Source organism: Pseudonocardia zijingensis (genome assembly GCF_042657305.1).
Taxonomy (GTDB): Bacteria; Actinomycetota; Actinomycetes; order Mycobacteriales; family Pseudonocardiaceae; genus Pseudonocardia; species Pseudonocardia zijingensis.
In genome coordinates this window covers 75,380-99,838 of record NZ_JBHSKO010000010.1, presented here as the reverse complement: position 1 = coordinate 99,838, position 24,459 = coordinate 75,380, and the positions used below count along the sequence as shown (strand labels likewise).

Annotated in this window: 18 protein-coding genes; 9 read left to right on the top strand and 9 right to left on the bottom strand. The window is 73.8% G+C overall.

Going from position 1 to position 24,459, the window contains the following annotated elements:
• Window positions 1-52 precede the first annotated feature (52 nt).
• A complete protein-coding gene (locus ACFPL3_RS20720) occupies window positions 53-982 on the top strand; it encodes a Dyp-type peroxidase (RefSeq protein WP_343944854.1) in 930 nt (309 codons plus the stop codon).
• On the opposite strand, the gene ACFPL3_RS20715 is transcribed toward ACFPL3_RS20720, so the two are convergent.
• Window positions 925-3,135 (bottom strand): SulP family inorganic anion transporter, encoded by a 2,211-nt coding sequence (locus ACFPL3_RS20715; protein ID WP_343944853.1) that lies wholly within the window; start codon window positions 3,133-3,135, stop codon window positions 925-927. The genes ACFPL3_RS20720 and ACFPL3_RS20715 overlap by 58 nt on opposite strands.
• A gap of 304 nt (window positions 3,136-3,439) precedes the next feature.
• Between ACFPL3_RS20715 and ACFPL3_RS20710 the strand changes: the two genes are divergently transcribed.
• The 6 genes from ACFPL3_RS20710 (at window position 3,440) to ACFPL3_RS20685 (ending at window position 10,868) form a co-directional block, all read left to right on the top strand.
• Complete coding sequence (locus ACFPL3_RS20710; protein ID WP_343944852.1) at window positions 3,440-4,291, top strand: PaaX family transcriptional regulator; 852 nt, start codon at window positions 3,440-3,442, stop codon at window positions 4,289-4,291.
• A gap of 79 nt (window positions 4,292-4,370) precedes the next feature.
• Window positions 4,371-5,573, top strand: a complete 1,203-nt coding sequence (locus ACFPL3_RS20705) for an MFS transporter (protein WP_343944851.1) — start codon at window positions 4,371-4,373, stop codon at window positions 5,571-5,573.
• 116 nt (window positions 5,574-5,689) lie between these two features.
• Window positions 5,690-7,306: an ABC transporter substrate-binding protein gene (locus tag ACFPL3_RS20700; protein WP_343944850.1), complete on the top strand. Its 1,617-nt coding sequence runs from the start codon at window positions 5,690-5,692 to the stop codon at window positions 7,304-7,306.
• A 34-nt stretch (window positions 7,307-7,340) separates the two neighbouring features.
• Window positions 7,341-8,756, top strand: a complete 1,416-nt coding sequence (locus tag ACFPL3_RS20695) for a 3-oxoacid CoA-transferase (RefSeq protein WP_343944849.1) — start codon at window positions 7,341-7,343, stop codon at window positions 8,754-8,756.
• Window positions 8,753-10,285 (top strand): hypothetical protein, encoded by a 1,533-nt coding sequence (locus ACFPL3_RS20690; protein ID WP_343944848.1) that lies wholly within the window; start codon window positions 8,753-8,755, stop codon window positions 10,283-10,285. The genes ACFPL3_RS20695 and ACFPL3_RS20690 overlap by 4 nt, the downstream gene beginning before the upstream one ends.
• Before the next feature lies 1 nt (window position 10,286).
• Window positions 10,287-10,868, top strand: coding sequence for an acetyl-CoA carboxylase biotin carboxyl carrier protein (locus tag ACFPL3_RS20685; RefSeq protein ID WP_379589562.1), 582 nt, complete (start codon window positions 10,287-10,289; stop codon window positions 10,866-10,868).
• A 24-nt stretch (window positions 10,869-10,892) separates the two neighbouring features.
• On the opposite strand, the gene dnaE is transcribed toward ACFPL3_RS20685, so the two are convergent.
• Window positions 10,893-14,447 (bottom strand): DNA polymerase III subunit alpha, encoded by a 3,555-nt coding sequence (gene dnaE, locus ACFPL3_RS20680; protein WP_343944161.1) that lies wholly within the window; start codon window positions 14,445-14,447, stop codon window positions 10,893-10,895.
• An 819-nt stretch (window positions 14,448-15,266) separates the two neighbouring features.
• Here dnaE and ACFPL3_RS20675 point away from each other — a divergent pair.
• Window positions 15,267-16,157: an alpha/beta fold hydrolase gene (locus tag ACFPL3_RS20675; RefSeq protein WP_343944162.1), complete on the top strand. Its 891-nt coding sequence runs from the start codon at window positions 15,267-15,269 to the stop codon at window positions 16,155-16,157.
• Window positions 16,154-17,221 (top strand): glycosyltransferase family 4 protein, encoded by a 1,068-nt coding sequence (locus ACFPL3_RS20670; protein WP_343944163.1) that lies wholly within the window; start codon window positions 16,154-16,156, stop codon window positions 17,219-17,221. The genes ACFPL3_RS20675 and ACFPL3_RS20670 overlap by 4 nt, the downstream gene beginning before the upstream one ends.
• Window positions 17,222-17,310: 89 nt before the next feature.
• Here ACFPL3_RS20670 and ACFPL3_RS20665 read toward each other — a convergent pair whose 3' ends face one another.
• The 7 genes from ACFPL3_RS20665 to ACFPL3_RS20635 form a co-directional block, all read right to left on the bottom strand.
• Window positions 17,311-18,489 (bottom strand): glycosyltransferase, encoded by a 1,179-nt coding sequence (locus ACFPL3_RS20665; protein WP_343944164.1) that lies wholly within the window; start codon window positions 18,487-18,489, stop codon window positions 17,311-17,313.
• A 38-nt stretch (window positions 18,490-18,527) separates the two neighbouring features.
• Window positions 18,528-19,550: a DMT family protein gene (locus tag ACFPL3_RS20660; protein ID WP_379589561.1), complete on the bottom strand. Its 1,023-nt coding sequence runs from the start codon at window positions 19,548-19,550 to the stop codon at window positions 18,528-18,530.
• Complete coding sequence (locus tag ACFPL3_RS20655; protein WP_343944166.1) at window positions 19,547-20,263, bottom strand: DUF998 domain-containing protein; 717 nt, start codon at window positions 20,261-20,263, stop codon at window positions 19,547-19,549. The genes ACFPL3_RS20660 and ACFPL3_RS20655 overlap by 4 nt, the downstream gene beginning before the upstream one ends.
• A 106-nt stretch (window positions 20,264-20,369) precedes the next feature.
• On the bottom strand, window positions 20,370-21,044 hold the full coding sequence (locus ACFPL3_RS20650; protein ID WP_379589560.1) for a hypothetical protein: 675 nt from the start codon (window positions 21,042-21,044) through the stop codon (window positions 20,370-20,372).
• A gap of 74 nt (window positions 21,045-21,118) precedes the next feature.
• Window positions 21,119-22,003: an RluA family pseudouridine synthase gene (locus ACFPL3_RS20645; RefSeq protein ID WP_343945891.1), complete on the bottom strand. Its 885-nt coding sequence runs from the start codon at window positions 22,001-22,003 to the stop codon at window positions 21,119-21,121.
• A 37-nt stretch (window positions 22,004-22,040) separates the two neighbouring features.
• A complete protein-coding gene (gene lspA, locus ACFPL3_RS20640; RefSeq protein WP_379589559.1) occupies window positions 22,041-22,643 on the bottom strand; it encodes a signal peptidase II in 603 nt (200 codons plus the stop codon).
• Window positions 22,644-22,650: 7 nt separating this feature from the next.
• Window positions 22,651-24,144, bottom strand: coding sequence for a potassium/proton antiporter (locus tag ACFPL3_RS20635; RefSeq protein WP_343945889.1), 1,494 nt, complete (start codon window positions 24,142-24,144; stop codon window positions 22,651-22,653).
• Window positions 24,145-24,459 lie beyond the last annotated feature (315 nt).

The following is a 24,459-nucleotide window of genomic DNA, read 5'->3' as shown; positions in this document are numbered from 1 at the left end:
GGGAGAGCACGATGACAGCGATCCGCCGGGTGGCCCCGCAGGGGGTCCGGCCGTGAACGCGCAGCCGGGGATCTTCGCGCTGGGCACCCCGGAGCACGGCTACCTGGAGTTCGACCTCGCGCCCGGCGCCGAGCCGGTGGACCTCGTCGCTGCGGCGGCGGGGCTCGTCGGCCCGCTGTCGACCACCGGCGGGGTGAACCTCGTCGTCGGGTTCCGGCCGCAGCTGTGGGCCCGGGTCGCCGACCCGGCCGACGTGCCCGCGTCGGCCCGCGGATTCGACGAGCCCCTCGTCGGTGCGGACGGCTGGACGATGCCCGCCACGCAGCACGACGCGTGGCTGTGGGTGGCGGGCGGCGACCGCACGGCCGTGTTCGACAACGGGCGCGCCGTCGTGGCGGGCCTCGCGCCGGTGGCGCGCCTGCGCCGGGAGATGACCGGGTGGCTGTACCGCCACGACCGTGACCTCACCGGCTTCATCGACGGCACCGAGAACCCGTCGCTGCTGGAGGCGCCGGAGGTGGCGCTCGTGCCCGCGGGCGAGCCGGGCGCGGGCAGCAGCGTGGTGCTGGTCCAGATGTGGGACCACGACGGCGACGCCTGGGAGGGCCTCTCCACGCAGGCGCAGGAGCTGGTCATGGGGCGCACCAAGCCCGACAGCGTGGAGCTGGACGACGCCACCAAGCCCCCCGACAGCCACGTGGCCCGCACCGCGCTCGAGGTCGACCGAGGTGAGGGAGAACGCGAGGAGCTGCCGATCTTCCGCCGCAACGTGGCCTTCGGCGGGGTGGCGCACCACGGCACCGCGTTCGTGGGCTTCAGCCGCGACCAGTGGCGGCTGGAGGAGATGCTGCGGCGGATGGCCGGGGTGGGCGACGGCGTGCGCGACGCGCTGACCCGCTACACCCGGCCGGTGACGGGCGCCTACTACACCGTGCCCTCCGTCGACGCGCTGGCCCGCTTCGCGCCGCCCGAGGAGGACTGAGCGTCCAGGCTGCGGAACTCCTGGGCCTCCTCGTCGAGCACGAGCACCCGCGCCGCCGGGATGTCGAAGAACAGGCCGGTCAGCGCGGCGCCGACGCCCTGGTGGCGCAGCGCCACGAGCTGCTCGGCCACGTTGACCATCGCCAGTGCCTCGACCTCGCCGTACCCGGCCGCGAGCGCGGCCCGGCCCACGGGGTGCCCGGCCCGCAGCGCCTCCAGGCTGGGCACGCCCGCGGCGAGCCAGTCGCCGAGCGGGTCGCCGGGCTGCTGCACACCGTCGAGCAGGCCGCGCATGGCACCGCACCCCGAGTGGCCGCACACCGCGATGAGCGGCACGCGCAGCACCTCGGTGGCGTAGTGCAGCGCGGCGCGCATCGACGTGCCGGCCACCAGGTTCCCGACGTTCTGCACGGTGAACAGGTCGCCCGGCCCGCTGCGGGTGATCAGGCCGGGCTGCACCCGGGAGTCGGCGCAGCACAGCAGCAGCCCCCGGGGTGCCTGGCCGTGGGCGAGCTCCTGCAGCGTCGGGCGGATCAGCTCGGCGGCCTGGGCGTGGAAGGCGGCCACCCCGGCGAGCAGCGGGGCGTGCGGCCCGTGGTCGCCGTCGTGCCCCGGCGTGCGCTGCCACTGCGACCAGGTCGCGTAGCCGTGCCGGGGCCGGTCGCCGTGCACCCGCGCGCCCGGCTCGGTGACGACGACCTCGGCGCCCGTGGCCCGCCGCATCGCGGTCCACCCGTCGAGGTGGTCGAATGCGGTGTGGTCGAGGTAGTCGACCACCAGCTCGAGCCGCACCGGCTTCCCCGGGGGCACGGTGGCGAGGGTGCGGGAGAGCGCGGGCACGGCGAGGAAGCTCAGCGTGCCCTCGACGACGACGCGCCACGGTCCGGCGGGGGCGGGGCCGTCGGGTTCCACCACCCGCACCCGGGCGCGCACGGCGCGGCGCAGCATCACGAGGCCCGCGAGCACGAGGCCGATGGCCACACCCTCGAGGAGGTTCAGCACGAGGACGCCCGCGACCGTGCCCGCGTAGACGAGGTGCTCGCCGTGCGAGCGGGCCGCGCGGATGTCGGCGGGCCGCACCAGCTGCGACCCGACCACCACGAGCAGCCCGGCGAGCGCGGCGAGCGGGATCATCTCGACGACGCCGACCAGCGCGATCCCGAACACGGCGACCCACAGGCCGTGCAGCACCGCCGCCGCCCGCGTGCGCGCCCCGGCCTCGACGTTGGCGGAGCTGCGCACGATGACGCCGGTGATCGGCAGCCCGCCGAGCAGGCCGGAGATCGTGTTCGCGGCTCCCTGGCCGATCAGCTCGCGGTCGGGGTTCGACCGCGCGGCGCCGCGGCGCATGCGGTCGACCGCCACCGCCGAGAGCAGGCTCTCGACGCTCGCCACCAGCGCGATCGTCAGCACGCCCCCGGCGATCCCCGCCCAGGGCAGGTCGGGCAGCACCGTCGGCAGGGTGATCGCCTGGAGGAGGTTGCCGGGCAGCTCCACCCGTGGGACGGCGGGCAGCAGCAGCGCGAGCAGGGTGGCGGTGATGACGGCGACGAGCGCGCCCGGCAGCACGCGCACCCGGCGCGGCAGCCGCGGCCAGAGCAGCAGCAGGCCCACGGTGGCGGCGCCGACGAGCACGGCGTCCGGGTGTGCCTGGGCCACCCGCCCGGGGAGTTCGACGAGCGCGTTCACCGCCCCGGAGGGCGGGCTCCCGCCGAGCACGACGTGCAGCTGCGAGAGCGCGATCGTGATGCCGATGCCGGCGAGCATCCCGTGCACGACGGCCGGCGGGATGGCCTGGCTGAACCGCGCCACGCGGGCGCAGCCGAACGCGATCTGCACCAGGCCGGCGCCCGCGGTGATGAGGCACGTGGTCTGCCAGCCGAAGCGGCCCACCAGCTCGGCCACCACCACGGTGAGCCCGGCGGCGGGCCCGCTGACCTGCAGCGGGGCACCGCCGAGCAGGCCGGCCACCACGCCGCCCACGACCGCGGCCACCAGGCCGGCCATGAGCGGGGCGCCCGAGGCGAGGGCGATGCCCAACGAGAGGGGCACCGCGACGAGGAAGACGACGAGGGAGGCCGGCACGTCGGCGCGCAGGGCGCTCCGGCGGCGAGCCGGGGTGTGCGCGGCGGAACAGGACGGGGACGTGGTCACTACGGGTCTCCGGGTGGTCGACGTCGGGCAGTGCAGCGACGGGGATCGGCGGTCGGGGAACGACCTCCTCCTGGTGTCCGTTCCGCCGGTTTCGTCCGGTCGGAGACCGCACGGCCCGGCTTAACCCGGCATTCATGTTCATCTGCAGGCGCCTGCTCCATACTGGTCAGGGACTCGCCCGTTCGGACCACTCGACGCCTGTTTTGCCCCATTCAGGCGAATTGCCGGTCCATCCGATGAGGTGATCCCACGCCGCGCTGCGCGGCTGGGCCCGACCGGATCGGCCCCATTACCCTCGGCCGCCATGAGCACCACCGCCGACACCGGTCATCCGGCGCTCTCGCGGCGCCGCGAGCTGGGCGCCACCAGCGCCCGCTCGCTGCTGCTCACCGTGCTCGGCGAGTTCGTGCTCCCCCGCGCCGACGCCGTCTGGACGCAGACGCTCATCGACGTGCTCGGGCAGCTCGACATCGAGGCCAAGTCGGCCCGCCAGGCCCTCGCCCGCACCGCGGCGGAGGGCCTGCTCGTGTCCGACCGCGCAGGCAGGCGGGTGCGCTGGTCGCTCACCGAGCAGGGCCGCAGGCTGCTGTCCGACGGCGCCGCCCGCATCTACGGCTTCGGCCACCCCGTGCCCCCCTGGGACGGGCGCTGGCTCGTGCTGCTCGTCAGCGTGCCGGAGGCCCGCCGCCAGCTGCGCCACCGGCTGCGCACCCGGCTCGCCTGGGCCGGCCTCGGCTCCCCCGCGCCCGGCGTCTGGCTCACCCCGGACCCGGGCAAGCAGGAGGAGGCCGCCGAAGTGATCGCCGACCTCGGTCTCACCGCAGCCACCAGCTCCTTCGTCGGCCCGTTCGGGGAGATCGGCACCCCGCGGCAGGTGGTGGAGCAGGCCTGGGACCTCGCCGAGGTGGAGGCCGCCTACGAGGAGTTCCTCGCCACGTTCGCCGACGCCGCCCCCGACGGGCCGGCCGAGGTCCTCGCCCACCAGATCCACCTCGTGCACGCGTGGCGCCGGTTCCCGTTCCTCGACCCGAAGCTGCCCGGCGAGCTCCTCCCCGAGGAGTGGGCCGGAGCCCGGGCCGCTGCGCTCTTCGAACGGTTGCACGAGAAGTGGGGCCCCGTGGCGCAGCAGGAGTGGATCCGCCTGACGGGCACGTGACCCGCGACGCCGTACCCGCACGTCATTAGCAAGGCTAAGGTCGGGGGCGTCCCGGCACCCGACCACGGAGCGCCCGCGCATGACGTCAGCACCCGGCACCACCGCGGCCGCGGACGCCCGCCGCTGGGTGATCCTGGCGATCGGGGTGTGCGCGCAGACCTCGGCCTGCGCGTACGTCTACGGCGCCCCGTTCCTCGTGCCGCAGCTGCGCGACACGCTGGGGCTCTCGCTCGCCACCGTCGGCCGGTACGTCGCGGCGCCCGTCGTCGGGCTGCTGCTCGCGCTCGTGGCCTGGGGCGCGGCGGCCGACCGGTTCGGCGAGCGCCGCGTGATGTCCACCGGGCTGCTGCTCGGCTCGGTGGCGATGGGCGTGGCGGCGCTCGCCCCGGTGGGCCACTCCACCCTGCGGCTGGTCCTGCTCGCGCTCGGCGGCGCGCTGGCGGCGTCGGTGTTCGCGGCCAGCGGGCGGCTGGTCATGGGCTGGTTCCCCCGCCACGAGCGCGGCGTCGCGATGGGCGTGCGGCAGACAGCGCAGCCACTGGGCGTCGCCCTCGCCGGGTTCACGCTGCCCTCGCTCGCGGCGACGGCCGGGACATTCGCCGCGCTGGCGCTCCCGGCCGCGCTCTGCCTGGTGATGGGCGTGCTCGTCGCGGCGTTCGCCGCCGACCCCCCGCGTGCACAGCTCACCGGCACGGCCGCCACCGGGTCGCCGTACCGCGCGGCTCTGCTGTGGCGCGTGCACGCGGCGAGCGCGCTGCTGGTGATGCCCCAGTTCGCGGTCAGCGCCTTCAGCGTGGAGTACCTGGTGCGCGAGCGCGGGTTCACCGCGGCCGCCGCCGGGCTGCTCGTGGGCGCGGTGCAGTTCGTCGGCGCCGCGGGCCGGATCGGCGTCGGCTGGTGGTCCGACCGCGTGGGCTCGCGCATGCGCCCGATGCGCCAGGTCTCCGTGGCCACCGTGGTCGTGCTGGTCGCGTTCGCCGTCGGCGACCTGTACGCGCCCTGGCTCGCCGTCGCGGCGCTGGTGGCGGGCGGGCTCGTCACGGTGGCGCACAACGGGCTGGGCTACACGGCCACGGCCGAGATCGCGGGACCCGCCTGGTCGGGCCGGGCGCTGGGCGTGCAGAACACCGGCCAGAACGTGGTCTCCGCGCTCACGCCGCCCGTGCTCGGGGCCGTGATCGGCACGGTCGGCTACGCCGCGGGGTTCCTGCTCGCCACGGTCGCGCCCGTGGTCGCGGTGCTGGTGACGCCCGTGCGCCAGGAGCCCTCGTCGCGCTGGTAGTCCTTGCCAACAGGATTGTGAACAATCTGGTGAACGGTTAGGCTCCCTACGCGACCCGTTCCACGGCCACCGGGGTCGTCCCGTACAGCGCGGTATCGGACATCCAGCGAGGTCGCGTGCACACCTCCGCCAGCACCTCCCAAGCCCTGCGGGCGCTCGCCGGGGCGCTCCTGCTGGCCATCGCGGCCTGCGGCACAGCGGGCCCGGCGGGCGGGGAGGCGCCCACCCCGCTCGACGTCTCGCAGCCGTTCGGCGGCGACCCCGCCACCGAGGGCACCCCCGTCCCCGGCGGCACGCTGCGGGTCGGGATGTACACCGAGGCGCGCTCGTTCGACCCGACGATAGGGTCGAACCTCATCGCCTCCGCCGTCTACGACTCGCTGCTGAAGATGGACGCGGCCGGCGAGCCGCAGCCCCACCTCGCGGCGTCGATGACCACGCCCGACGGCGGCACCACCTGGCTCCTGGGCCTGCGCCCGGGCGTCACCTTCCACGACGGCACGCCGCTGGACGCGGAGGCGGTGCTGTTCAACGTCGCCCGCCAGCGCGACGACCCCACCGCGCTCGGGCACCTCTACACCGAGCCGATCGCCGCGATGCGCGCGCTCGACCCGCTCACCGTCGAGTTCGCGCTGAAGCGGCCCACCGGGTCGTTCCCGGTGGCCTTCGCGCTGCCGTTCTCCTCCGGCAACCTCGGCACGATCGCCTCCCCTACCGCCGTGCGGCAGTGGGGTGGGGACTACGGGCGCCACCCGGTGGGTGCCGGGCCGTTCGCGTTCGTCGAGTGGATCCCGAACAACAAGATCGTGGTGAAGCGGTTCGACCGCTACTGGCAGCAGGGCATGCCCTACCTCGACGGCATCGAGTTCCGTCCCCTCCCCGACACCGAGACCCGCTACGCGTCCGTGGCGAACGGCGACGTCGACCTCGACATCGCCGGGTTCCACACCGAGGTGCACCGCTCCTCGCAGGACCCCGGCCTCGCCACCTACTACGGCCCCGGCGGCGACGGCGAGTTCCTCTACCTCAACGTCACCCGCCCGCCGTTCGACGACCCGCGGATGCGCGAGGCCGTGATCCGCGCGATCGACCCGGCCGCGTTGTCCGCCACGCAGTACCGGGGCGCGATGGACGGGGCGCGGACCGCGTTCGCCGAGGGCGACCCCCACTACAGCGCCGAGGCGGCGCAGATCTACCCCTCGCACGACCCCGAGCGGGCCCGGCAGCTGATCGCCGGGTACCGCGCCTCCGGCGGCGACCCGACGTTCACCTTCCACGACGCCAACGCCCCCAACAACATCCAGTACGCCACGTTCCTGCAGGCGCAGTGGGCGGCGGTCGGCCTGGACGTGCAACTGCGGTTCGACGACATCGCCACCCTCATCACCCAGGTCGTGCAGGGCGGTGACTTCCAGGCGCTGCACTGGATCAGCGGGCCGTACGAGAACCCCTACCCGTTCATGTACAACCAGTTCCACACGGGCGGGATCAACAACTACGGCCGCTACTCCGACCCGCAGGTGGACGCCGCTCTCGACGAGGCCGCGAGCACCACCGACCCGGCCCGGCGCACCGCCGCCTACCAGCGCGCCCAGGTGCTGCTCAACCAGGACCGCGCCGTCGTCTGGCTGGCCCGCGCCGCGAAAGCCGCCATCGCCCGCCCGCACGTCAAGGGCGTCTCCCGGTACCTGTCCAGCGAGCTGTTCTGGGGAGGCACCTGGATCGCCCGCTGACCCCCGTCCCCGCCCGGTCACCTCGAGGAGAAATGTGGACCCTTCGACGGACAAGGTCTACCCGTCGCCCGCCGACGCCGTCGCCGACATCCCCGACGGCGCGAGCGTCGCGATCTCCGGGTTCGGCGTCACCCACCGGTTCCCGTCCAGCCTGATCACCGCCCTGCGCGACCAGGGCGCCAAGGGCCTCACGGTCTACTGCAACGGGCTCGGGCAGCCCGGGCACCCCACCGCCCAGATGCTGGCGGAGAACAACCAGATCGCGCGGCTCGTGGCCTCGTTCTCGTCGCGGCCGGGCCCGCCCACCATCTCCGAGGAGCAGATCCTGGCCGGCACGCTGGAGTTCGAGATCGTGCCGCAGGGCACGCTCGTCGAGCGGATGCGGGCGGGCGGCGCCGGCATCGCGGCGTTCTACACCCCGGTGGGGGCGGGCACGGCGGTCGGCGACGGCAAGGAGGTGCGGGAGTTCGACGGGGTCCCGCACATCCTCGAGCACGGCATCCGCACCGACTACGCCCTCCTGCGGGCACACCGGGCCGACCGGGCGGGCAACGTGTCGTTCCGCGGGGCGAGCCGCAACTTCAACGACAGCTTTGCGAAGGCGGCGCGGGTGGCGATCGTCGAGGTCGACGAGATCGTGGAGGTCGGCGAGATCGCGCCGGAGGACGTCGACCTGCCGGCCGCGTTCGTGGCCCGCCTCGCGCCGAGCACGGTGCACATCGACGTCGCCTCCCTCCCCCGCCGCGCTGCCCGCCCGGCCGACACGGGCCGCGAGTACGGGGGCAAGCCCGCGCTCACCCGCCAGGAGATCGGCCGCCGCGTGGCGATGCTGCTGCCGACCGGCGGGCTCGTGAACCTCGGCGCGGGCCTGCCCAACCTCGCCGCCAACTTCCTGGGCGGGCGCGGCGTCGTGCTGCACGGCGAGAACGGCGTGCTGGGCTACGGCGGCTTCGTCACCGACGGCGAGCGCGACCCCGACCTGCACGACGCGGGCGGCAACTTCATCGCGCTGGAGCCGGGCGCCTCGTTCTTCGACAGCGTCACCTCCTTCGAGATCGCGCGCGGCGGGCGGCTCGACGCCGTGGTGCTGGGCGCCTACCAGGTGGGCGGGAGCGGCGACCTCGCGAACTGGTCGGTGCCCGGGCGCCCCGGCGGGGGTATCGGCGGCGCCATGGACCTCGCGGTCGGCGCCAAGCAGGTGATCGCGATGCTGGAGCACCTCGACAGCGCCGGGCGCCCCAAGCTCGTCGAGACCTGCAGCTACCCGATCACCGCGCCGGGCTGCGTCGACGTCGTCGTCACCGACCTCGCGCTGCTGCGGCGCACCCCGCAGGGCCGCTTCCGGCTCGACGAGGTGGCGCGCGGTTTCACCCCGGAGGAGGTGCTGGCGCTCACCGACATGCGGGTGGAGGTGGCCGAGCACGTCGCAACGATGCAGGAGGCCTGGTGAACGGCACGACCGAACACGGCGAGGTCCGGTTCATCGACACCACGTTCCGCGACGGCTCGCAGAGCCTGTGGGCGATGGGGATCCGTCACGGGATGATGGAGGCCCTGGGCGGTGACCTCGACCGGGCCGGCTTCGACGTGATCGAGGTGCCGGCCAACCCGATCTTCTTCAAGAAGATGGTGCGGGACCTCAAGGAGGACCCGTGGGAGACCATGCGCATGCTCGCGCGCACGATCACCCGCACGCCGACGACGTGCATGGGCGGGGCGGGCGGCAGCCTCAACGGGTTCGGCACCCCGACGCCCCCCGTGCTGAACCGGCTGTACTCGCGGCGCCTCGCCGAGATCGGCGTGATCAACCGGGCCCAGCTCATGGCCAACACCGGCGACCAGATCACCCGGATGCTGCCCACCGCCGTGCCGTTCGCGCGGGAGCTCGGGCTGAGGGTCGCGATCGCCGTGGCCTACACGATCTCCCCGCGCCACACCGACGCGCACTTCGCCGAGACCACCCGGCAGTGCAGGCAGTTCCGGCCCGACTCCATCTACCTCAAGGACCAGGGCGGGCTGCTCACCGTCGACCGGCTCCGCACGCTGCTGCCCGCGATGCTCGAGGCCGCCGGGGACATCCCGGTGGAGCTGCACTCGCACTGCACCACCGGCCTCGCCCCGCTCGTCTACCTGGAGGCGCTGGAGCTGGGCGTGCGCACCGTGCACTGCGGCGTGCCGCCGCTGGCCAACGGCTCGGCCCAGCCGTCCGTGCTGGAGGTGGCGCGCAACGCGCGGCTGATGGGCTTCACCCCGCTCGTCGACGAGGAGCTGCTCGCGTCGGTGTCGCAGCGCCTCGCCGGGTTCGCCGCCGCCGACGGCCTGCCCGTGGGCGCACCGCTCCCCCACGACCTCGACCACTACCGCCACCAGATCCCCGGCGGCGTGATCTCCAACCTGCGGTTCCAGCTCGCCGAGATCCGCATGGAGCACCGCCTCGCCGAGGTGCTCGAGGAGTGCGTGCAGGTGCGGGCCGACCTGGGCTACCCGATCATGATCACGCCGTACTCGCAGTACGTGGCCACGCAGGCCGCGCTCAACGTCGCGTCCGGGCAGCGGTACGGCGTGGTGATCGACGAGCTCATCCGCCTCGCCCGCGGCTTCTACGGCGAGGACTCCGGCTACACGTGGATGGACCAGAACCTGCGCGACCGGTTCCTGTCCCTGCCGCGGGCCCGGGAGCTGGAGGAGCTCGACCGGCGCGGGGTCGACGACATGACGCTCGAGCAGGCCCGGCAGGTCTACGGCGCCCCCGGCATCAGCGACGACGAGCTGCTGCTGCGGGCGATCATGCAGGGCACCAGCGAGATCGACACGATGCGCGCGGCCGGACCGCCGCGCCGCTACAGCTCGGCCGGGATCCCGCTGCTCACCCTCGTGGAGCGGCTACGGGAGACCTCGGCGATCCGGTACGTGCGCGTGCAGCGCGGCAACGACTCGGTGCTCGTGGGCAACCGGGCCGCGACGACAGGGGGCAGCTGACATGACCGACCCGACCGCAGCGACGACGGCAGCGACCAACGGCGCCGTGCACGGCGCGCTGAGCGATGCCGACGTCGAGCAGGTGATCCGTCTCGTCGAGAGCCTCGACCGCTCCGGCTTCGACTTCCTGGAGGTGCAGGTCGGGGAGCTGAAGGTGACGATCGGCAAGGGCGACCCGCCCGGGCCGGCCACCGCGGCCCCCGCGGCCGGCGCTCCGCCCGCAGCGGTGCCCGCGCCGCAGGTGGCGCCCGCACCCGCGCCTACGGCCGTCCCGCAGCAGGTCGCGCCGGCGCCCACCCCGCCGCCTCCCGCACCGGAACCCGCGGCCGTCGAGCTGGTGGAGATCACCTCCCCGACGATGGGGATCTACTACGCCCAGCCGGAACCGGGGAAGCCCACCTTCGTGACCCTCGGGGCACCGGTCGAGGAGTCGACGACCGTGGCCCTCGTGGAGGTCATGAAGACCTTCCACGCGGTGGCCGCAGGCGTGCGCGGCACCATCGTCGAGATCTGCGTGGACGACACCGACCTCGTCGAGCAGGGGCAGGTGCTCTTCCGCGTGGAGCCGCAGCCCGGGGACTGACCCCGGGGCCGGGGCCGCCTGGGGTCAGCCCAGGCAGCCCGGCCCCAGCAGCGCCTTCAGATCGCCCATCAGCGCCGACGAGTGGGTGACCTTGAGCCCGTCGTCGAGCTTCCACGTGGTGGTCTTGCTGCCGTAGACGAGGTTGAGGTGCACCTCGGACGTGCCCGGGTGGTGGGTGAGCACCTCCTTGAGCTTCGACACCCGCTGCGGGGTGACGAGCTCGGTGCGGATGCTCACCTTCACCGGGGCGCCGGCGCCCCCCGCACCCGCCGACAGGTCGGGCACCGCGAGGTCGTTGACGATCAGCGAGACGCGGTCGTCGCGCTTGTTGACCCGCGCCTTCACCAGCACGATCGCGTCCTCGGCCACGTCGACCCCGACCACCTGGTAGCACCGCGGGAAGAACAGCACCTCGATGCCACCCGCGAGGTCCTCCAGCTGCGCCGACGCCCACGGCTCGCCGTTCTTGTTCACCCGCCGGTTCACGCCCGTGAGGATGCCGCCGATGGTGACCTGGTGGCCGTCGGAGATCCGCCCGTCGGAGGCACCCTCCAGGATCGCCGAGATCGACATGTCGGACTTCGACAGCAGCACCTGCTCCAGCCCCTGCAGCGGGTGGCCGGACACGTACAGGCCCAGCATCTCCCGCTCGACGGCCAGCCGGTGCTTCTTGTCCCACTCGTCGTCGGGCACCTTGACGTCGAACACCGCGTCGAGCTCCGAGGGCGCCGACCCGTCCATCGACCCGAACAGGTCGAACTGCCCCATCGAGGCGGCCTTCTTCGTGGTCATCACCGCGTCGATGGCGTCGGCGTGCACCAGCAGCAGGCCCTTGCGCGGGTGGCCGAGCGAGTCGAACGCCCCCGCCTTGATCAGCGATTCGATGACCTTCTTGTTGCAGACGACGGCGTCGACCTTGCGCAGGAAGTCGGAGAAGTCGGTGAACGCCCCCTTCTCCCGGCGGGCCGACACGATCGCGTCGACCACGTTCTCGCCGACGTTGCGGATGCCGCCCAGGCCGAACCGGATGTCGTCGCCGACCGGCGCGAAGTTGCGCACCGAGTCGTTGACGTCCGGCGGCAGCACCGTGATGCCCATACGACGGCACTCGGCCAGGTAGACGGCGGCCTTGTCCTTGTCGTCGCGCACGGACGTGAGCACCGCGGCCATGTACTCGGCCGGGTAGTTGGCCTTGAGGTACGCCGTCCAGTACGACACCACCCCGTACGCGGCGGAGTGGGCGCGGTTGAACGCGTAGTCGGAGAACGGCAGCAGGATGTCCCACAGCGTCTTGACCGCGGCGGCCGAGTAGCCGTGGTCCTTCATGCCCTGGGCGAAACCCTCGTACTCCTTGTCGAGGATCTCCTTCTTCTTCTTGCCCATCGCGCGGCGCAGCAGGTCGGCCTTGCCGAGCGTGTAGCCCGCGAGCTTCTGGGCGATCGCCATGACCTGTTCCTGGTAGACGATCAGGCCGTACGTCTCGCCGAGGATGTCCTTGAGCGGCTCCGCCAGCTCCGGGTGGATGGGCGTGACCTCTTGCCGCCCGTTCTTGCGGTCGGCGTAGTCGTTGTGGGCGTTGGCACCCATCGGGCCCGGCCGGTACAGCGCGCCGACCGCGGAGATGTCGTCGAACTCGGTGGGCGCCATCCGGCGCAGCAGGTCGCGCATCGGCCCGCCGTCGAGCTGGAACACCCCGAGCGTGTCGCCGCGGCCCAGCAGCTCGTACGTCTTCGGGTCGTCGAGCGGGACCGACTCGATCTCGAGCTTCGGCTTGCCGTTGAGCTCGATGTTCTCCAGCGCGTCGTCGATGATCGTGAGGTTGCGCAGGCCGAGGAAGTCCATCTTCAGCAGCCCGAGCGTCTCGCAGGCGCCCATGTCGAACTGCGTGATGATGGCGCCGTCGGCCTCGCGGCGCTGGATCGGGATGACGTCGATCAGCGGCTTGCTCGACATGATCACGCCGGCGGCGTGCACGCCCCACTGCCGCTTGAGGCCCTCCAGCCCCCGCGCGGTGTCGATGATCTCCTTGACCTGCGGGTCGGCCTCGTACAGCGCCCGCACCTCGGTGGCCTCGGAGTAGCGCTTGTGGGACGGGTCGAAGATGCCCGACAGCGGGATGTCCTTGCCCATCACCGCGGGCGGCATCGCCTTGGAGATGCGGTCGGCCACCGCGTAGCCCGGCTGCCCGTACAGCACCCGCGCCGAGTCCTTGATCGCGGCCTTCGCCTTGATCGTGGAGTACGTGATGATCTGCGCGATCCGGTCCTCACCGTACTTCTCGGTGGTGTAGCGGATCATCTCGCCGCGCCGACGTTCGTCGAAGTCCATGTCGATGTCGGGCATCGAGATGCGCTCGGGGTTGAGGAACCGCTCGAAGATCAGCTTGTGCTCGATCGGGTCGAGGTCGGTGATCCCCAGGACGTACGCCACCAGCGAGCCCGCCGCCGAACCACGGCCGGGGCCGCACCGGATGCCGACCGACTTCGCGTGCTGGATGAGGTCGGCCACCACGAGGAAGTAGCCGGGGAACCCCATCTGGATGATGACGCCGACCTCGTACTCCGCCTGCTTGCGGTACCGGTCGGTGACACCGTTGGGGAACCGCCGGTGCAGGCCCCGCTCGACCTCCTTGACCAGCCAGCTCTCCTCCGTCTCCCCCTCGGGGACGGGCGCGCGCGGCATGAGGTCCTGGCCCTCGGTGAACCCGACGTCCACCCGCTCGGCCACCAGCAGCGTGTTGTCGCAGGCCTCGGGGAACTGCGGGTCCCACTGGGCGCGCATCTCCGCGGCCGACTTGAGGTAGAAGTCCTGCGCGTCGAACTTGAACCGGCCCGGGTCGGCCAGCGTCTTGCCCGTCTGCACGCACAGCAGCACCTCGTGCGGCTTGGAGTCCTCCGCGTAGGTGTAGTGCAGGTCGTTGGTGGCCAGGCCCGGCAGGTCGAGCAGCTTCTTCAGCCGGAAGAGGTCCTCCTGGACCTGCTTCTCGATCGCGATGCCGTGGTCCATCAGCTCGCAGAAGAAGTTGTCCTTGCCGAAGATGTCGCGGTAGTCGCTCGCGGCCTGCACGGCGTCGTCGAAACGGTCCTGCTGCAGCAGCCGCTGCACCTCACCGGACGGGCATCCCGTGGTGGCGATGATCCCCTTGCCGTAGGTCTCCAGCAGCTCCCGGTCCATGCGGGGCTTGTAGTAGTAGCCCTCGAGCGACGCGAGCGACGACAGCCGGAAGAGGTTGTGCATCCCCTCCGTGTTCTCCGCCAGCAACGTCATGTGGGTGTACATCTCACCCGGGTTGTCGTCGCTGACCTGCTGCCCGCCCAGCGTGGCGCGCTTGCGCTCGTGGCGCGACCCCGGCGAGAGGTAGCCCTCCATGCCGATGATCGGCTTGACCCCGGCCGCCTTCGCCTTCTTCCAGAACTCGTAGGCGCCGTAGACGTTGCCGTGGTCGGTCATCGCCAGCGCCGGCATCCCCATCCGCGCCGCTTCCTTGAACAGGTCGTCCAGCCGCGCCGCCCCGTCGAGCATCGAGAACTCGGTGTGGGTGTGCAGGTGGACGAAGCTGTCGGTGCTGCTGGCCGCCATGGGGTGGGGATCTCCCTCCTGGCACCACCTCGGGGGTGGCGCGCGAACATGCAGAACCTGACCTTCGCCGCCGACCGGTGCGGGCCCGGCCGGGCGACAAGGGTGCTCGGGACGGCTCAGATTAGCTCCGGCCACCGACAGTTCCGCGAACCCGGTCCCGGGCGCGCCGAACCCGCTGCTCACCTCGCCGACCGGCGTGTCGGGCGCTCCCACGTGATCTCCGTACCAACGGCACCTCCGTACAGGTCTATCGGACGAAGGTGCCGTTCGTACGGGTGGGTGCTGCAGGCCTCCGGGGCTCTCCGAGCCCGGAGGCCATCCAGTGCCGGGCCGCCGGGCGCGCACCGCATCGTGCGGGTGGCCATCCACAGCACGCCCTCCGGATGCACCCCTGCCATCACCGGGCCGCCCGTCCACCGACCTCCGGGTGCGCCTCGGCTATCACGAGGCGTCCCAGGCCTCGAGTGGCGCCGCGCATCGTGCGGGCCCGCTCCTCCCGGGCATCACGTGGGCAGGCAAGGCCTGCCCTCTTGGCGCGCGGCGCCCCCCGAGGGGGTCTCCCCTGCAAGATCACTGTCGGCGACTCCGCGATCAAGGCGAAATGATCGCTCCCGAAGATCAAGTAACGACCATTTCCCCTTGGTCAACATCCCCCGGCCCGCGAGCAGCACCACACCGCTGCCTCAGCTACCCCCAGGTGCGCCTCGCGCGGGACCGCCACCTCCCCGTACGAACGGCACATCCGTACGCACCTATCGGACGAAGGTGCCGCTCGTACCGCGGGCCGGGCGGGGAGGGGCCCTCCTTAGACTCGTCTCGATGTCCGCCTCGCCCTACGCCGATCTCGTCGCGCGCGTTCCCGTGCGCACCGAGGAGTTCGCGTTGCGGGGCGGGTGCACGCGCGCCTGGGTGTACGGCTCGGACGAGGCCGCCCAGCGGATCGTGTTCGTCCACGGCCTGCGCGGCGATCATCACGGGCTGGAGCCGATCGTGGCCCACCTCTCTGGTGTGCGGGTGATCGTGCCGGACCTGCCCGGGTTCGGGGCGTCCCCGCCGCTGCCCGCTGATCGCCACGACGTCGCCGGCTACGCCGCCTGGACGCGCGACCTGCTCGCGGCCGTCGCGCCGGCGGGCGACGCGGTGCTGGCGGGCCACTCCTTCGGCTCGATCGTCGCGTCCGCCGCGGTGGCGGGTGGGGCGGACGTGCGCGGGCTGGTGCTCGTGAACCCGATCGCGGCGTCGGCGCTCGCCGGGCCACGCCGGTTCCTCACCGGGCTCGCGGTGCTCTACCACCGGTTCGCCGGTGCGCTCCCCGAGCGCGCGGGCACCTGGCTGCTGCGCCACCCGCTCATGACGCGGATCGCGAGCGTCGCCATGGCCACCACCCCGGATGCCGCACTGCGCCGCTGGATCCACGCCGAGCACGGCCGGTACTTCTCCACGTTCGCCGACCGCCGCTCGCTCCTGGAGGCGTTCCACGCATCGGTGCGCCACGACGTCGGGGAATCGGCGGCGGGCGTCGGGGTGCCGACGTTGCTCGTGGCCGCCGAACGCGACGACATCGCGCCGCTCCCGGCCCAGCGCGCGCTCGCGGAGCGGTTCGCCGATGCCCGCCTCGCCGTGGTGCCCACCACCGGGCACCTCGCCCACTACGAGGCGCCAGCGGTCGTCGCCCGTGAGGTCGGGGCCTTCCTCGCGGCGCTGCCGTGAGGATCCTGCTCGACTGCCGGTACGTCCGCACCGGCCACCACGACGGCATCAGTCGTTACACCGTGGGCCTGGCCCGGGAGCTCGCGGCGCTGCACCCGGGCGTCGAGCTGCTCGTGAGCGACGAGCGCCAACTCGCCGCGCTGCCGGACGTGCCGTGGCACCGGGTGAGCGCGCCGACGAGCATCCGCGAGCCGCTCGTGGCGCGGCAGGTGCGCCGGATCGGGGCGGACGTGGTGTTCTCCCCGATGCAGACGATGGGCAGCTGGGGCCGCGACTACGCGCTGGTCCTCACGCTCCACGACCTCATCTACTACCGCAATCCCACCCCACCCCCGGAGTTCGCGCTGCCGATCCGGCTGCTGTGGCGGCTGTTCCACCTCGCGTGGTGGCCGCAGCGGGCGCTGCTGAACCGCGCCGACGCCGTCGTCACGGTGTCCGAGACCACGGCGGCTCTCATCGCGCGACACCGCCTCACCCGCCGCCCGGTCACGGTGGTGCCGAACGCGCCCGACCCGGTGCCGGACCTCCCGCGCCTGCCGCGCACCGGGGCGCTGGTCTACATGGGCTCCTTCATGCCCTACAAGAACGTCGGCACCCTCGCGGGCGCCATGCCGGCGCTCCCCCGCCACGAGCTGCACCTCATGAGCAGGATCGGCCCCGACGAGCGGGCCCGGCTCACCGCGCTCGCACCCGGCGGCCGGATCGTGTTCCACGACGGCGCCACCGACGAGACGTACCGGGACGTCCTGCGCGGCGCCACCGCGCTCGTCTCGGCCTCGCGCGACGAGGGCTTCGGCATCCCGCTGGTCGAGGCGATGGCGCTGGGCACGCCGCTGGTGGTCAGCGACATCCCGGTGTTCCGCGAAGTGGGTGGCGACGCCGCGACGTACGTCGACCCCGACGACGTGCACGGCTTCGTCCGCGCCGTGCAGGAGCTCGACGACCCGCAGGTGTGGGAGCGCCGCTCCGCAACTGCCCGGGCCCGTGCCGAGCACTACAGCTGGGAGGCCTCGGCCCGCATCCTGCTGGCGCTGCTGGAGCGGGTGGCGGCCGGCCGCCCCTGAGGAGGTTCAGGAACGCCACGTTGCTGTCCTGCAGGTTCAGGAACGTGGCGTTCCTGAACTTCCGCCGGTGGTCCCGCGAGCAGCCCGCCTCAGGCGGCCCGGCCCATCCCCACCGGCTCGCGGCCGAGCACCTGCTCGTAGATGCCCTCGAAGCGGTCGAGGGTGGCCTCGGCCCCGTGGGCGGCGACGATCTCGCGGCTCGTGGCCCCCATCCGGCGCCGGGTGGCGGCGTCGCCGAGGAGCGCGGCGAGCCGGGTGGTGAGCTCCGGGACGTCGCCGGGGGTGTAGAGCCAGCCGTTGCGGCCGGGGTGCACGAGGTGGGGCAGCGCCATCGCGTCGGCGGCCACCACCGGCAGGCCCGCGGCCATCGCCTCCAGCGTGACGAGGCTCTGCAGCTCCGCGATGCCGGGCATGCAGAACAGGTCGGCGCCCGCGTAGGCCTCGAGCAGCTCCTGCTCGGAGACGAACCCGCGGAAGCGCACCCGCTCGCCCAGGCCGAGGCCCGCGGCCAGCGCGCTCCACTCCTCTCGCCGCGCGCCGTCGCCGACGATGTCCAGCCGCGCCGGCATCCCGTCCGGCAGCGCGGCGAACGCCTTGATCAGCTCGTCGACGCGCTTCTCCTGGTCGAGCCGGCCGACGAACAGCACCGTGGGGACGGGCCCGGTGGTGCGGGGAACGGACCGGTAGCGGTCGGCGTCGATGCCGCAGGACACGGGGAACGCGTGGCCGAGGCCGGCGTGGCGCACGAGCAGCTCCACCGCGCGGGGGGTGGGCGCCGTGACGACCTGGGCCTTGCCGAAGACCCGGCCGAGATCACGCCACGCCCACCGGTTGAACGTGCGCCGCAGCGGCCGCGGGATCGGGCTGTAGCCGATGAGGTTCTCCGGCATGAGGTGGTTGGTGGCCACGAGCGGGCGGCCGGTGCGGTGGGCCGCCCGCACGACTCCCCGCCCGACCACCATGTGCGCGTTGGTGTGCACGACGTCGGGGTCGATCTCGTCCATCAGCGCGGCCGTGGCCGGGAACGCCTCCCACGGCATGCAGACCTGGAAGCCCTCGTGCTGGTAGTAGCGGTGCGAGCGCACCCCGTGGACGACGACGCCGTCGCGGAACTCCCGCGAGGCGGGCCCGGTGGGCGACGGGGCCACCACGTGGATCTCGTGCCCCCGCCGGGCGAGTCCGGTGGCGAGGCGCTCGACGAACCGGGCGGCCCCGTTGACGTCGGGCGGGTAGGTCTCCGCGCCGATCATGATCCGAAGCGGCTTCACAGGCATGTGTCCTCTCGATCGGCACCGGGTGCTGGGGATCACCGGCGGTGCACGGGGTCGGCCGGGCGCGCGGACGCGTCCGGCGGGGAGGTCGGGTGCGATGGGGCCGGCAGCGGCGATGCCGCGGCCCCCGGGCCGAGACGCGCGGCGCGCGCGGCCGCAGCGTCGGGGTGGTGGCGGGCGAGGGCGATCACGCCGGCGGTGGCGGTGATCGCGGCGCCGGCCAGGAGGAACCACGTCTCGGCCGGGGTGGCCACGCCCTCGCCCAGCAGCACGGCGCCGAGCAGGACGGCGACGATCGGGTCGACCACGGTGAGGCAGGCGATGACCACCTCGGGCGGCCCGGATGCGAACGCCTGCTGCACGAGCCACCCCCCGACGAGCACCGCGGCGGCGATCCCGCACACCGCCGCGAGCACCGGGAGTTCGAGCGGCCCGACGTCCCCCGCGACGACGGACTGCGACACCGCCCGCACCAGCGCCGACACCAGGCCGAACGCGGCGGCCCCCGCCATCGCGCAGGCCACGCACCGGAGCCAGCCGGAGCGGGCGAACCCGAGCGCGGCGAGCGCAAGGACCACGCCGGCGACGATGAGGCTCGCGATGAGCGTGGCCTGGTCGGGCGGGGGTGAGCTGACGGCCGTGCCGGCCGCCGCGCCGACGAAGACGGCGACCCCCGCCACGGTGAGCAGGACGCCCACCACCACACCCGGCGCCGGCCTGCGGTCGGTGCGCACGGCGGTGAACAGCACCGCGAGCGGGACGGCCAGCACGCCCAGCGGCTGCACCACCGACAGCGGCGCGAGCACGAGCGCCGTGGCGTGCAGCATCGAGCCACCGCCCGCGAGGGCGAGCCCGGCGAGCCAGCCCGGGCGGCGGGTGATCTCGCGCAGGCCGCGCAACGACAGCACCTTGCCGGGCTGGTCGTCCTCCTCCCGGCGCGAACCCGCGGAGACGGCGCTGTGCTGCAGCACCGCGGCCCCGGCGAAACAGCCCGCGCCCATGAGGGCGAGGACGATGGCGAGACCCGGTCCGGCCAGGTCGGCGATCATGCGGATCACGCGGCCCCCCGCAACCCGGGTGTGGCCGGCAGCTCGGCCGTGTCGTGGACGCGCTCGGCCGCGAGCCGGGTGGCCCGCGCCGTCATCACCAAAACCACCATCACCGCCGCATAGAGAACACGCTGCAGGGCGCCGATGTGGGGGAGAAACGGTGAACCGGCGATAACGATCGGAACATGATTCAGCAGGAAGACGGCGCTGATCACGCCCGAGATCGCGGCTGCCACGGCGAGCGGCCGGGCGGCGGGCCGCCACGCGGGCACCGACCGTGCACGCCGGGCCACCAGCCACGCGGCCAGCGGCAGCACCGCGAACACCCAGCCCCCGGCGGCGCGGTGCACCGTGGAGACCAGCCCCGGTGTGGTGCCGGGGGTGTGGGTGGGGAACACCGCCACGAGCACGAGCCCCACCGCGGCGCTGACGAACAGCACCGCGGGCGGCCGGGAGCGGGGCAGGTCGGCCCGGCGCATGCCGCACGCGAGCGCGACGCAGGCCACGGCCGAGCTGATGGCGGCGCCACCCAGCAGCGCGTAGCCGCCGGGCAGGAAGACGTAGTCGCTGATCACGGTGGTGCTCGGGTCGAGCGACCCGATGCTGCTCACGTGCAGGAACCCGAGGGGAAGGAGGGCGACGGTGACGGCCGCCGTGACGATGGCCTCCCCGGCGCGCGCCACTCCCGCGGGCTCACGCCCACTCCCCCCGGTCGACGTCATGGGAACACCGTGCCAGGCCGGCGTTGAGACGGACATCAGGATCTCCACCGAGTCCATCCGGGGGAATTCCCCCGTTCGCCGGTGGGGCTGCGTCCCGGGCGCGGCCTCATGACGGCACCGCGCCGTCGTCCGGGAGCGGGTCGGCGCGCTCGACCTGCTCGGGGAGCAGGGGGGCCACGGCGAGCTCGCGCGGGGTGACGCCGGCCGGTGCCGCGTGCACCGCACGCACGCCGGGCCGGGCGGCCACCGCGTCCAGCCCGGCCCGCTCGGCGCGGACGACCACCGCGAGCAGGCTCGGCGCACCCGGGTCGGCGAGGACGCGCGCCTCCGCGGCGGCCACCTCCCCCGCCCGCCCGGTCTGGCGCTGGGCGTCGGCCGCGGCCGACTGCCGGGCCCGCAGGCGGGCGGCGTCCAGCGCGGCGGGCACCGGTGCGCCCGGGTCGAGCTGCTCGAACCGCAGGGCCGTCTGCACGCGGGGCAGCGGCACCCTCAGCACGGCCGTGACCGGCTGCGTGCCCGCGAGGACGGGCACCGCGGCCGTGCCGGGCAGCTCGGCGGCGAACTGGACGAGCGCGAGCGCCTCCACGCCGGGCGGGGGCAGCTCCACGGGCAGCCGCCCCCGGTACGCGGCCACGTCCTCCCCCGGCTCGGGCCCCAGCCGCACCGATCCCGGGGCCGGCTGCGGGGCGGGATCCGGGAAGCGCGAACCGGCGTACCAGGCCGTGAGCAGCACGACGGCGGCGCAGGCGAGCACCACCACCGTCCTGGCCCGCCCGGTCACGTTCCACCCCCTGATCCCGACGCCGCCGGCCCCCCAGTGTCCGACGTCGGCGCCGCGGCGGTGCCCCCGGGGGGTCAGTCGCGCAGCAGATCGAGGGCCTTCTCCAGGTCGGCGGGGTACGGGCTGGCGAACTCCACCCAGCGACCGTCGCCCGGGTGCTCGAACCCCAGCGACCGGGCGTGCAGCCACTGCCGCTGCAGCCCGAGGCGCTTCGCGAGCACCGGGTCGGCCCCGTAGGTGAGGTCGCCGACGCAGGGGTGCCGCAGCGCGGCGAGGTGCACCCGGATCTGGTGGGTGCGCCCGGTCTCCAGCCGCACGTCCAGCAGCGACGCCGCGCGGAACGCCTCGATGGTGTCGTAGTGCGTGACGCTGGGCTTGCCGCCCGCGACCACCGCGAACTTGTAGTCGTGGCGCGGGTGCCGGTCGATGGGGGCGTCGATCGTGCCGCTGGACGGGTCGGGGTGGCCCTGTGCCACCGCGTGGTAGCGCTTGTCGACCGTGCGCTCCTTGAACGCGCGCTTGAGCAGCGTGTACGCGTGCTCGGCCGCCGCCACGACCATCACCCCGGTGGTGCCGACGTCGAGCCGGTGGACGATGCCCTGGCGCTCCGCGGCCCCCGACGTGGACACCCGGTACCCGAGCGCGGCGAGCCCGCCGAGCACGGTGGGGCCGGTCCACCCGGGGCTCGGGTGCGCGGCCACGCCCACCGGCTTGTCGACCACGATGATCTCGTCGTCGGCGTGCAGCACGGTGAGCCCGGCCACCACCTCCTCCGGGCCGGTGATGGGCGTGGCCGGCTCCGGGTCGGGCAGCTGCACCTCGAGCCACGAGCCCGCGGTGAGCCGGTCGGACTTGCCGGCCGCACGCCCGTCGACGGCCACGCGACCGTCCTCGGTGAGCGCAGCCACCACGGTGCGCGACAGGCCGAGCAGGCGGGACAGGCCCGCGTCGACGCGCATGCCGTCGAGTCCGTCGGGCACGGGCAGCTGGCGGGTGTCACTCACCGGTGGCCTCCTCCTCCCGCTCGCGCCGATCCGCCCGCCGCGGCGCGCGCGTGCCGTCCAGCTCCCGGCCCAGCAGGGCCAGCAGCACGAGCAGCACGCCGCCGGAGACGATCGAGGAGTCGGCGAGGTTGAACACCGGCCACACCCGCCCGTCCGGCGCGAGCAGGGACACGACGTCGACGACGTGGCCGTGCAGCGGGCCGGGCGCGCGGAAGAGGCGGTCGACGAGGTTGCCCAGCGCGCCGCCGAGGACGAGGCCCAGCGCCACCGCCCAGCCCGTGGACCGCAGCCGCCGCGCCACCCGCACGATCACCACGACCACGCCGATCGCGACGATCGTGAGGACCCAGGTGTAACCGGTGGCGAGGGAGAACGCGGCGCCCGGGTTGCGCACGAGCTGCAGGTAGACCAGACCGCCGAGGATCTCGACCGGCTCCCGGTCCTCCAGCTGCGCCACCGCGAGGACCTTCGTGACGACGTCGAGCACGAGCACCGCGGCCGCGATCGCGGAGAGCAGCCGGACCCTCGGTGCGGGGTGCGGTGGCGCCGCGTCCGCGGAACTCCTCGGGCCGGCGTCCTGGCTCTCCTCGCTCACCCCACCATCATCCCCCACCGTCCGCCGGCTCCCGACCGGCCTGCCACCGGGCGAGGCGTCCGTGCTGGTCGACGGCCCGGATCCGCTCCTCCGCGGCCTGGCGCGCCCCGGCCGTGGTGACGACGAGCAGCTGGTCGTGCTCCCGGAACCGGGTGTCCTCGGTGGGGGTGAAGCCCTTGCCGTTGCGCACGACGAGGCTCACCACGGCCCCCCGTGGCAACCGCAGCTCGCGCAGGTACACCCCGCGCAGCCGCGAGCCGGCCGGTACGTGGACCTGCAACAGGTCGGCGGCGAGCTCGTCGAGCGGGGCGGCGTCCACCGAGATCTCCCGCGGCTGGGCCGCCCGCGACACCTGCAGCTTGCGCGCCACCCAGGGCAGCGTCGGCCCCTGGAGCAGGGTGAGCACGACGACCAGCACGAACACGACGTCCACCAGGGCATCCCCGCTCGGTGCCCCCTCGGTCAGCGCCACCAGCGCGAACACGATGGGGACCGCCCCGCGCAGGCCGGCCCAGGACAGGAACGCCTGCTCGCGCCATGGCACCCGGAACGGGGCGGCCGCCGCGATCACCGACAGCGGGCGGGCGACCAGGAGGAGCACCGCCCCGGCCACCAGCGCCGGGACGACCGCGTCGACGAGGCGGGGCGGCGACACGAACAACCCGAGCAGCACGAAGACACCGATCTGCGCCAGCCAGCCCATCCCCTCGGCGAACGAGCGGACGTCGCCGCGGTGCGGGAGGTCGGCGTTGCCGAGCACCAGTGCTGCGACGTAGACGGCGAGCAGGCCGGACGCGTGGACGAGCTGGCCCGCCGAGTAGGCGAGCACGCACACCGCCAGCGTGGCGAGCGGGTACAGGCCGGTGGCGGGCAGGGCCGCGCGGCGCAGCGCCCACGCCCCGGCGAGCCCGAAGAGCCCGCCGATGACGCCGCCCGCGGCCAGCTCGTAGGTGACGAGCACCGGGGTGAGCCAGGTGATCGGGTCGGTGGAGGCGAGCAGGATCACCGCCAGCACCACGGGTGCGTCGTTGGCGCCGGACTCGAGCTCGAGCATGCCGGCCACCCGCCGCGAGACGCCCACCCCGCGCAGCACCGAGAAGACCGCGGCCGCGTCGGTGGACGACAGCACCGCACCCCACAGGAACGCGGCCCGCCAGTCCAGGCCCAGCAGCAGGTGCAGGCCCACCCCGACCACCGCGATGCTGACGGCCACCCCGACCGTCGCCAGCGCGATCCCCACCCCCAGCGACGGCCGCACCGCCGACCAGCGCGTGGTGAGCCCGCCCTCCGCGAGGATCAGGACCAGCGCGGCCCAGCCGATCGACTCGGTGAGCTGCGCGTCGGAGAACTGGATGCCCAGCACGGACTCCCCGAGCAGCACCCCGATGCCGAGGTAGAGCAACAGCGACGGCAGCCCGAGACCCACGGAGACGCGCACGGCGAACACGCCGAGCAGCACGACGGCGGCAGCGAACCCGAGCGCAACCTCAAGGCTTGCCATGCCCACCTCCGCATCCACACCGTATCGGCGCAGGTGGCGGGGCCCATCACAACCCGCCCCAACCGCGCGGAACCGGACGCCGGCGACCGAGCGGACACCGAACGCGCAACACGCCCACCCGAACGCGAGACTCGCCCCCTGGTTGGGCGAGTCCCCCATCTCGGCGCGCGAGTCGCCCATCTCGACACGCGTGTCCCGCACCATCGATCGCGCGAGTCCCCCGTCTCGGCACGCGAGTGGCGCGTTCCGGGCGGGACCGGGGGGCTAGCCCCACCCCGCGGCGGGGACGAACAGGATGGCACCGCACGGGCGCGG

Coding starts and splice junctions, on each gene's coding strand:
- ACFPL3_RS20710 (WP_343944852.1), top strand. CDS start 3,440: ATGAGCACCACCGCCGACACCGGTCATCCGGCGCTCTCGCGGCGCCGC.
- ACFPL3_RS20705 (WP_343944851.1), top strand. CDS start 4,371: ATGACGTCAGCACCCGGCACCACCGCGGCCGCGGACGCCCGCCGCTGG.
- ACFPL3_RS20685 (WP_379589562.1), top strand. CDS start 10,287: ATGACCGACCCGACCGCAGCGACGACGGCAGCGACCAACGGCGCCGTG.
- dnaE (WP_343944161.1), bottom strand. CDS start 14,447: ATGGCGGCCAGCAGCACCGACAGCTTCGTCCACCTGCACACCCACACC.
- ACFPL3_RS20675 (WP_343944162.1), top strand. CDS start 15,267: ATGTCCGCCTCGCCCTACGCCGATCTCGTCGCGCGCGTTCCCGTGCGC.
- ACFPL3_RS20655 (WP_343944166.1), bottom strand. CDS start 20,263: ATGACGTCGACCGGGGGGAGTGGGCGTGAGCCCGCGGGAGTGGCGCGC.
- ACFPL3_RS20645 (WP_343945891.1), bottom strand. CDS start 22,003: ATGCGCGTCGACGCGGGCCTGTCCCGCCTGCTCGGCCTGTCGCGCACC.
- ACFPL3_RS20635 (WP_343945889.1), bottom strand. CDS start 24,144: ATGGCAAGCCTTGAGGTTGCGCTCGGGTTCGCTGCCGCCGTCGTGCTG.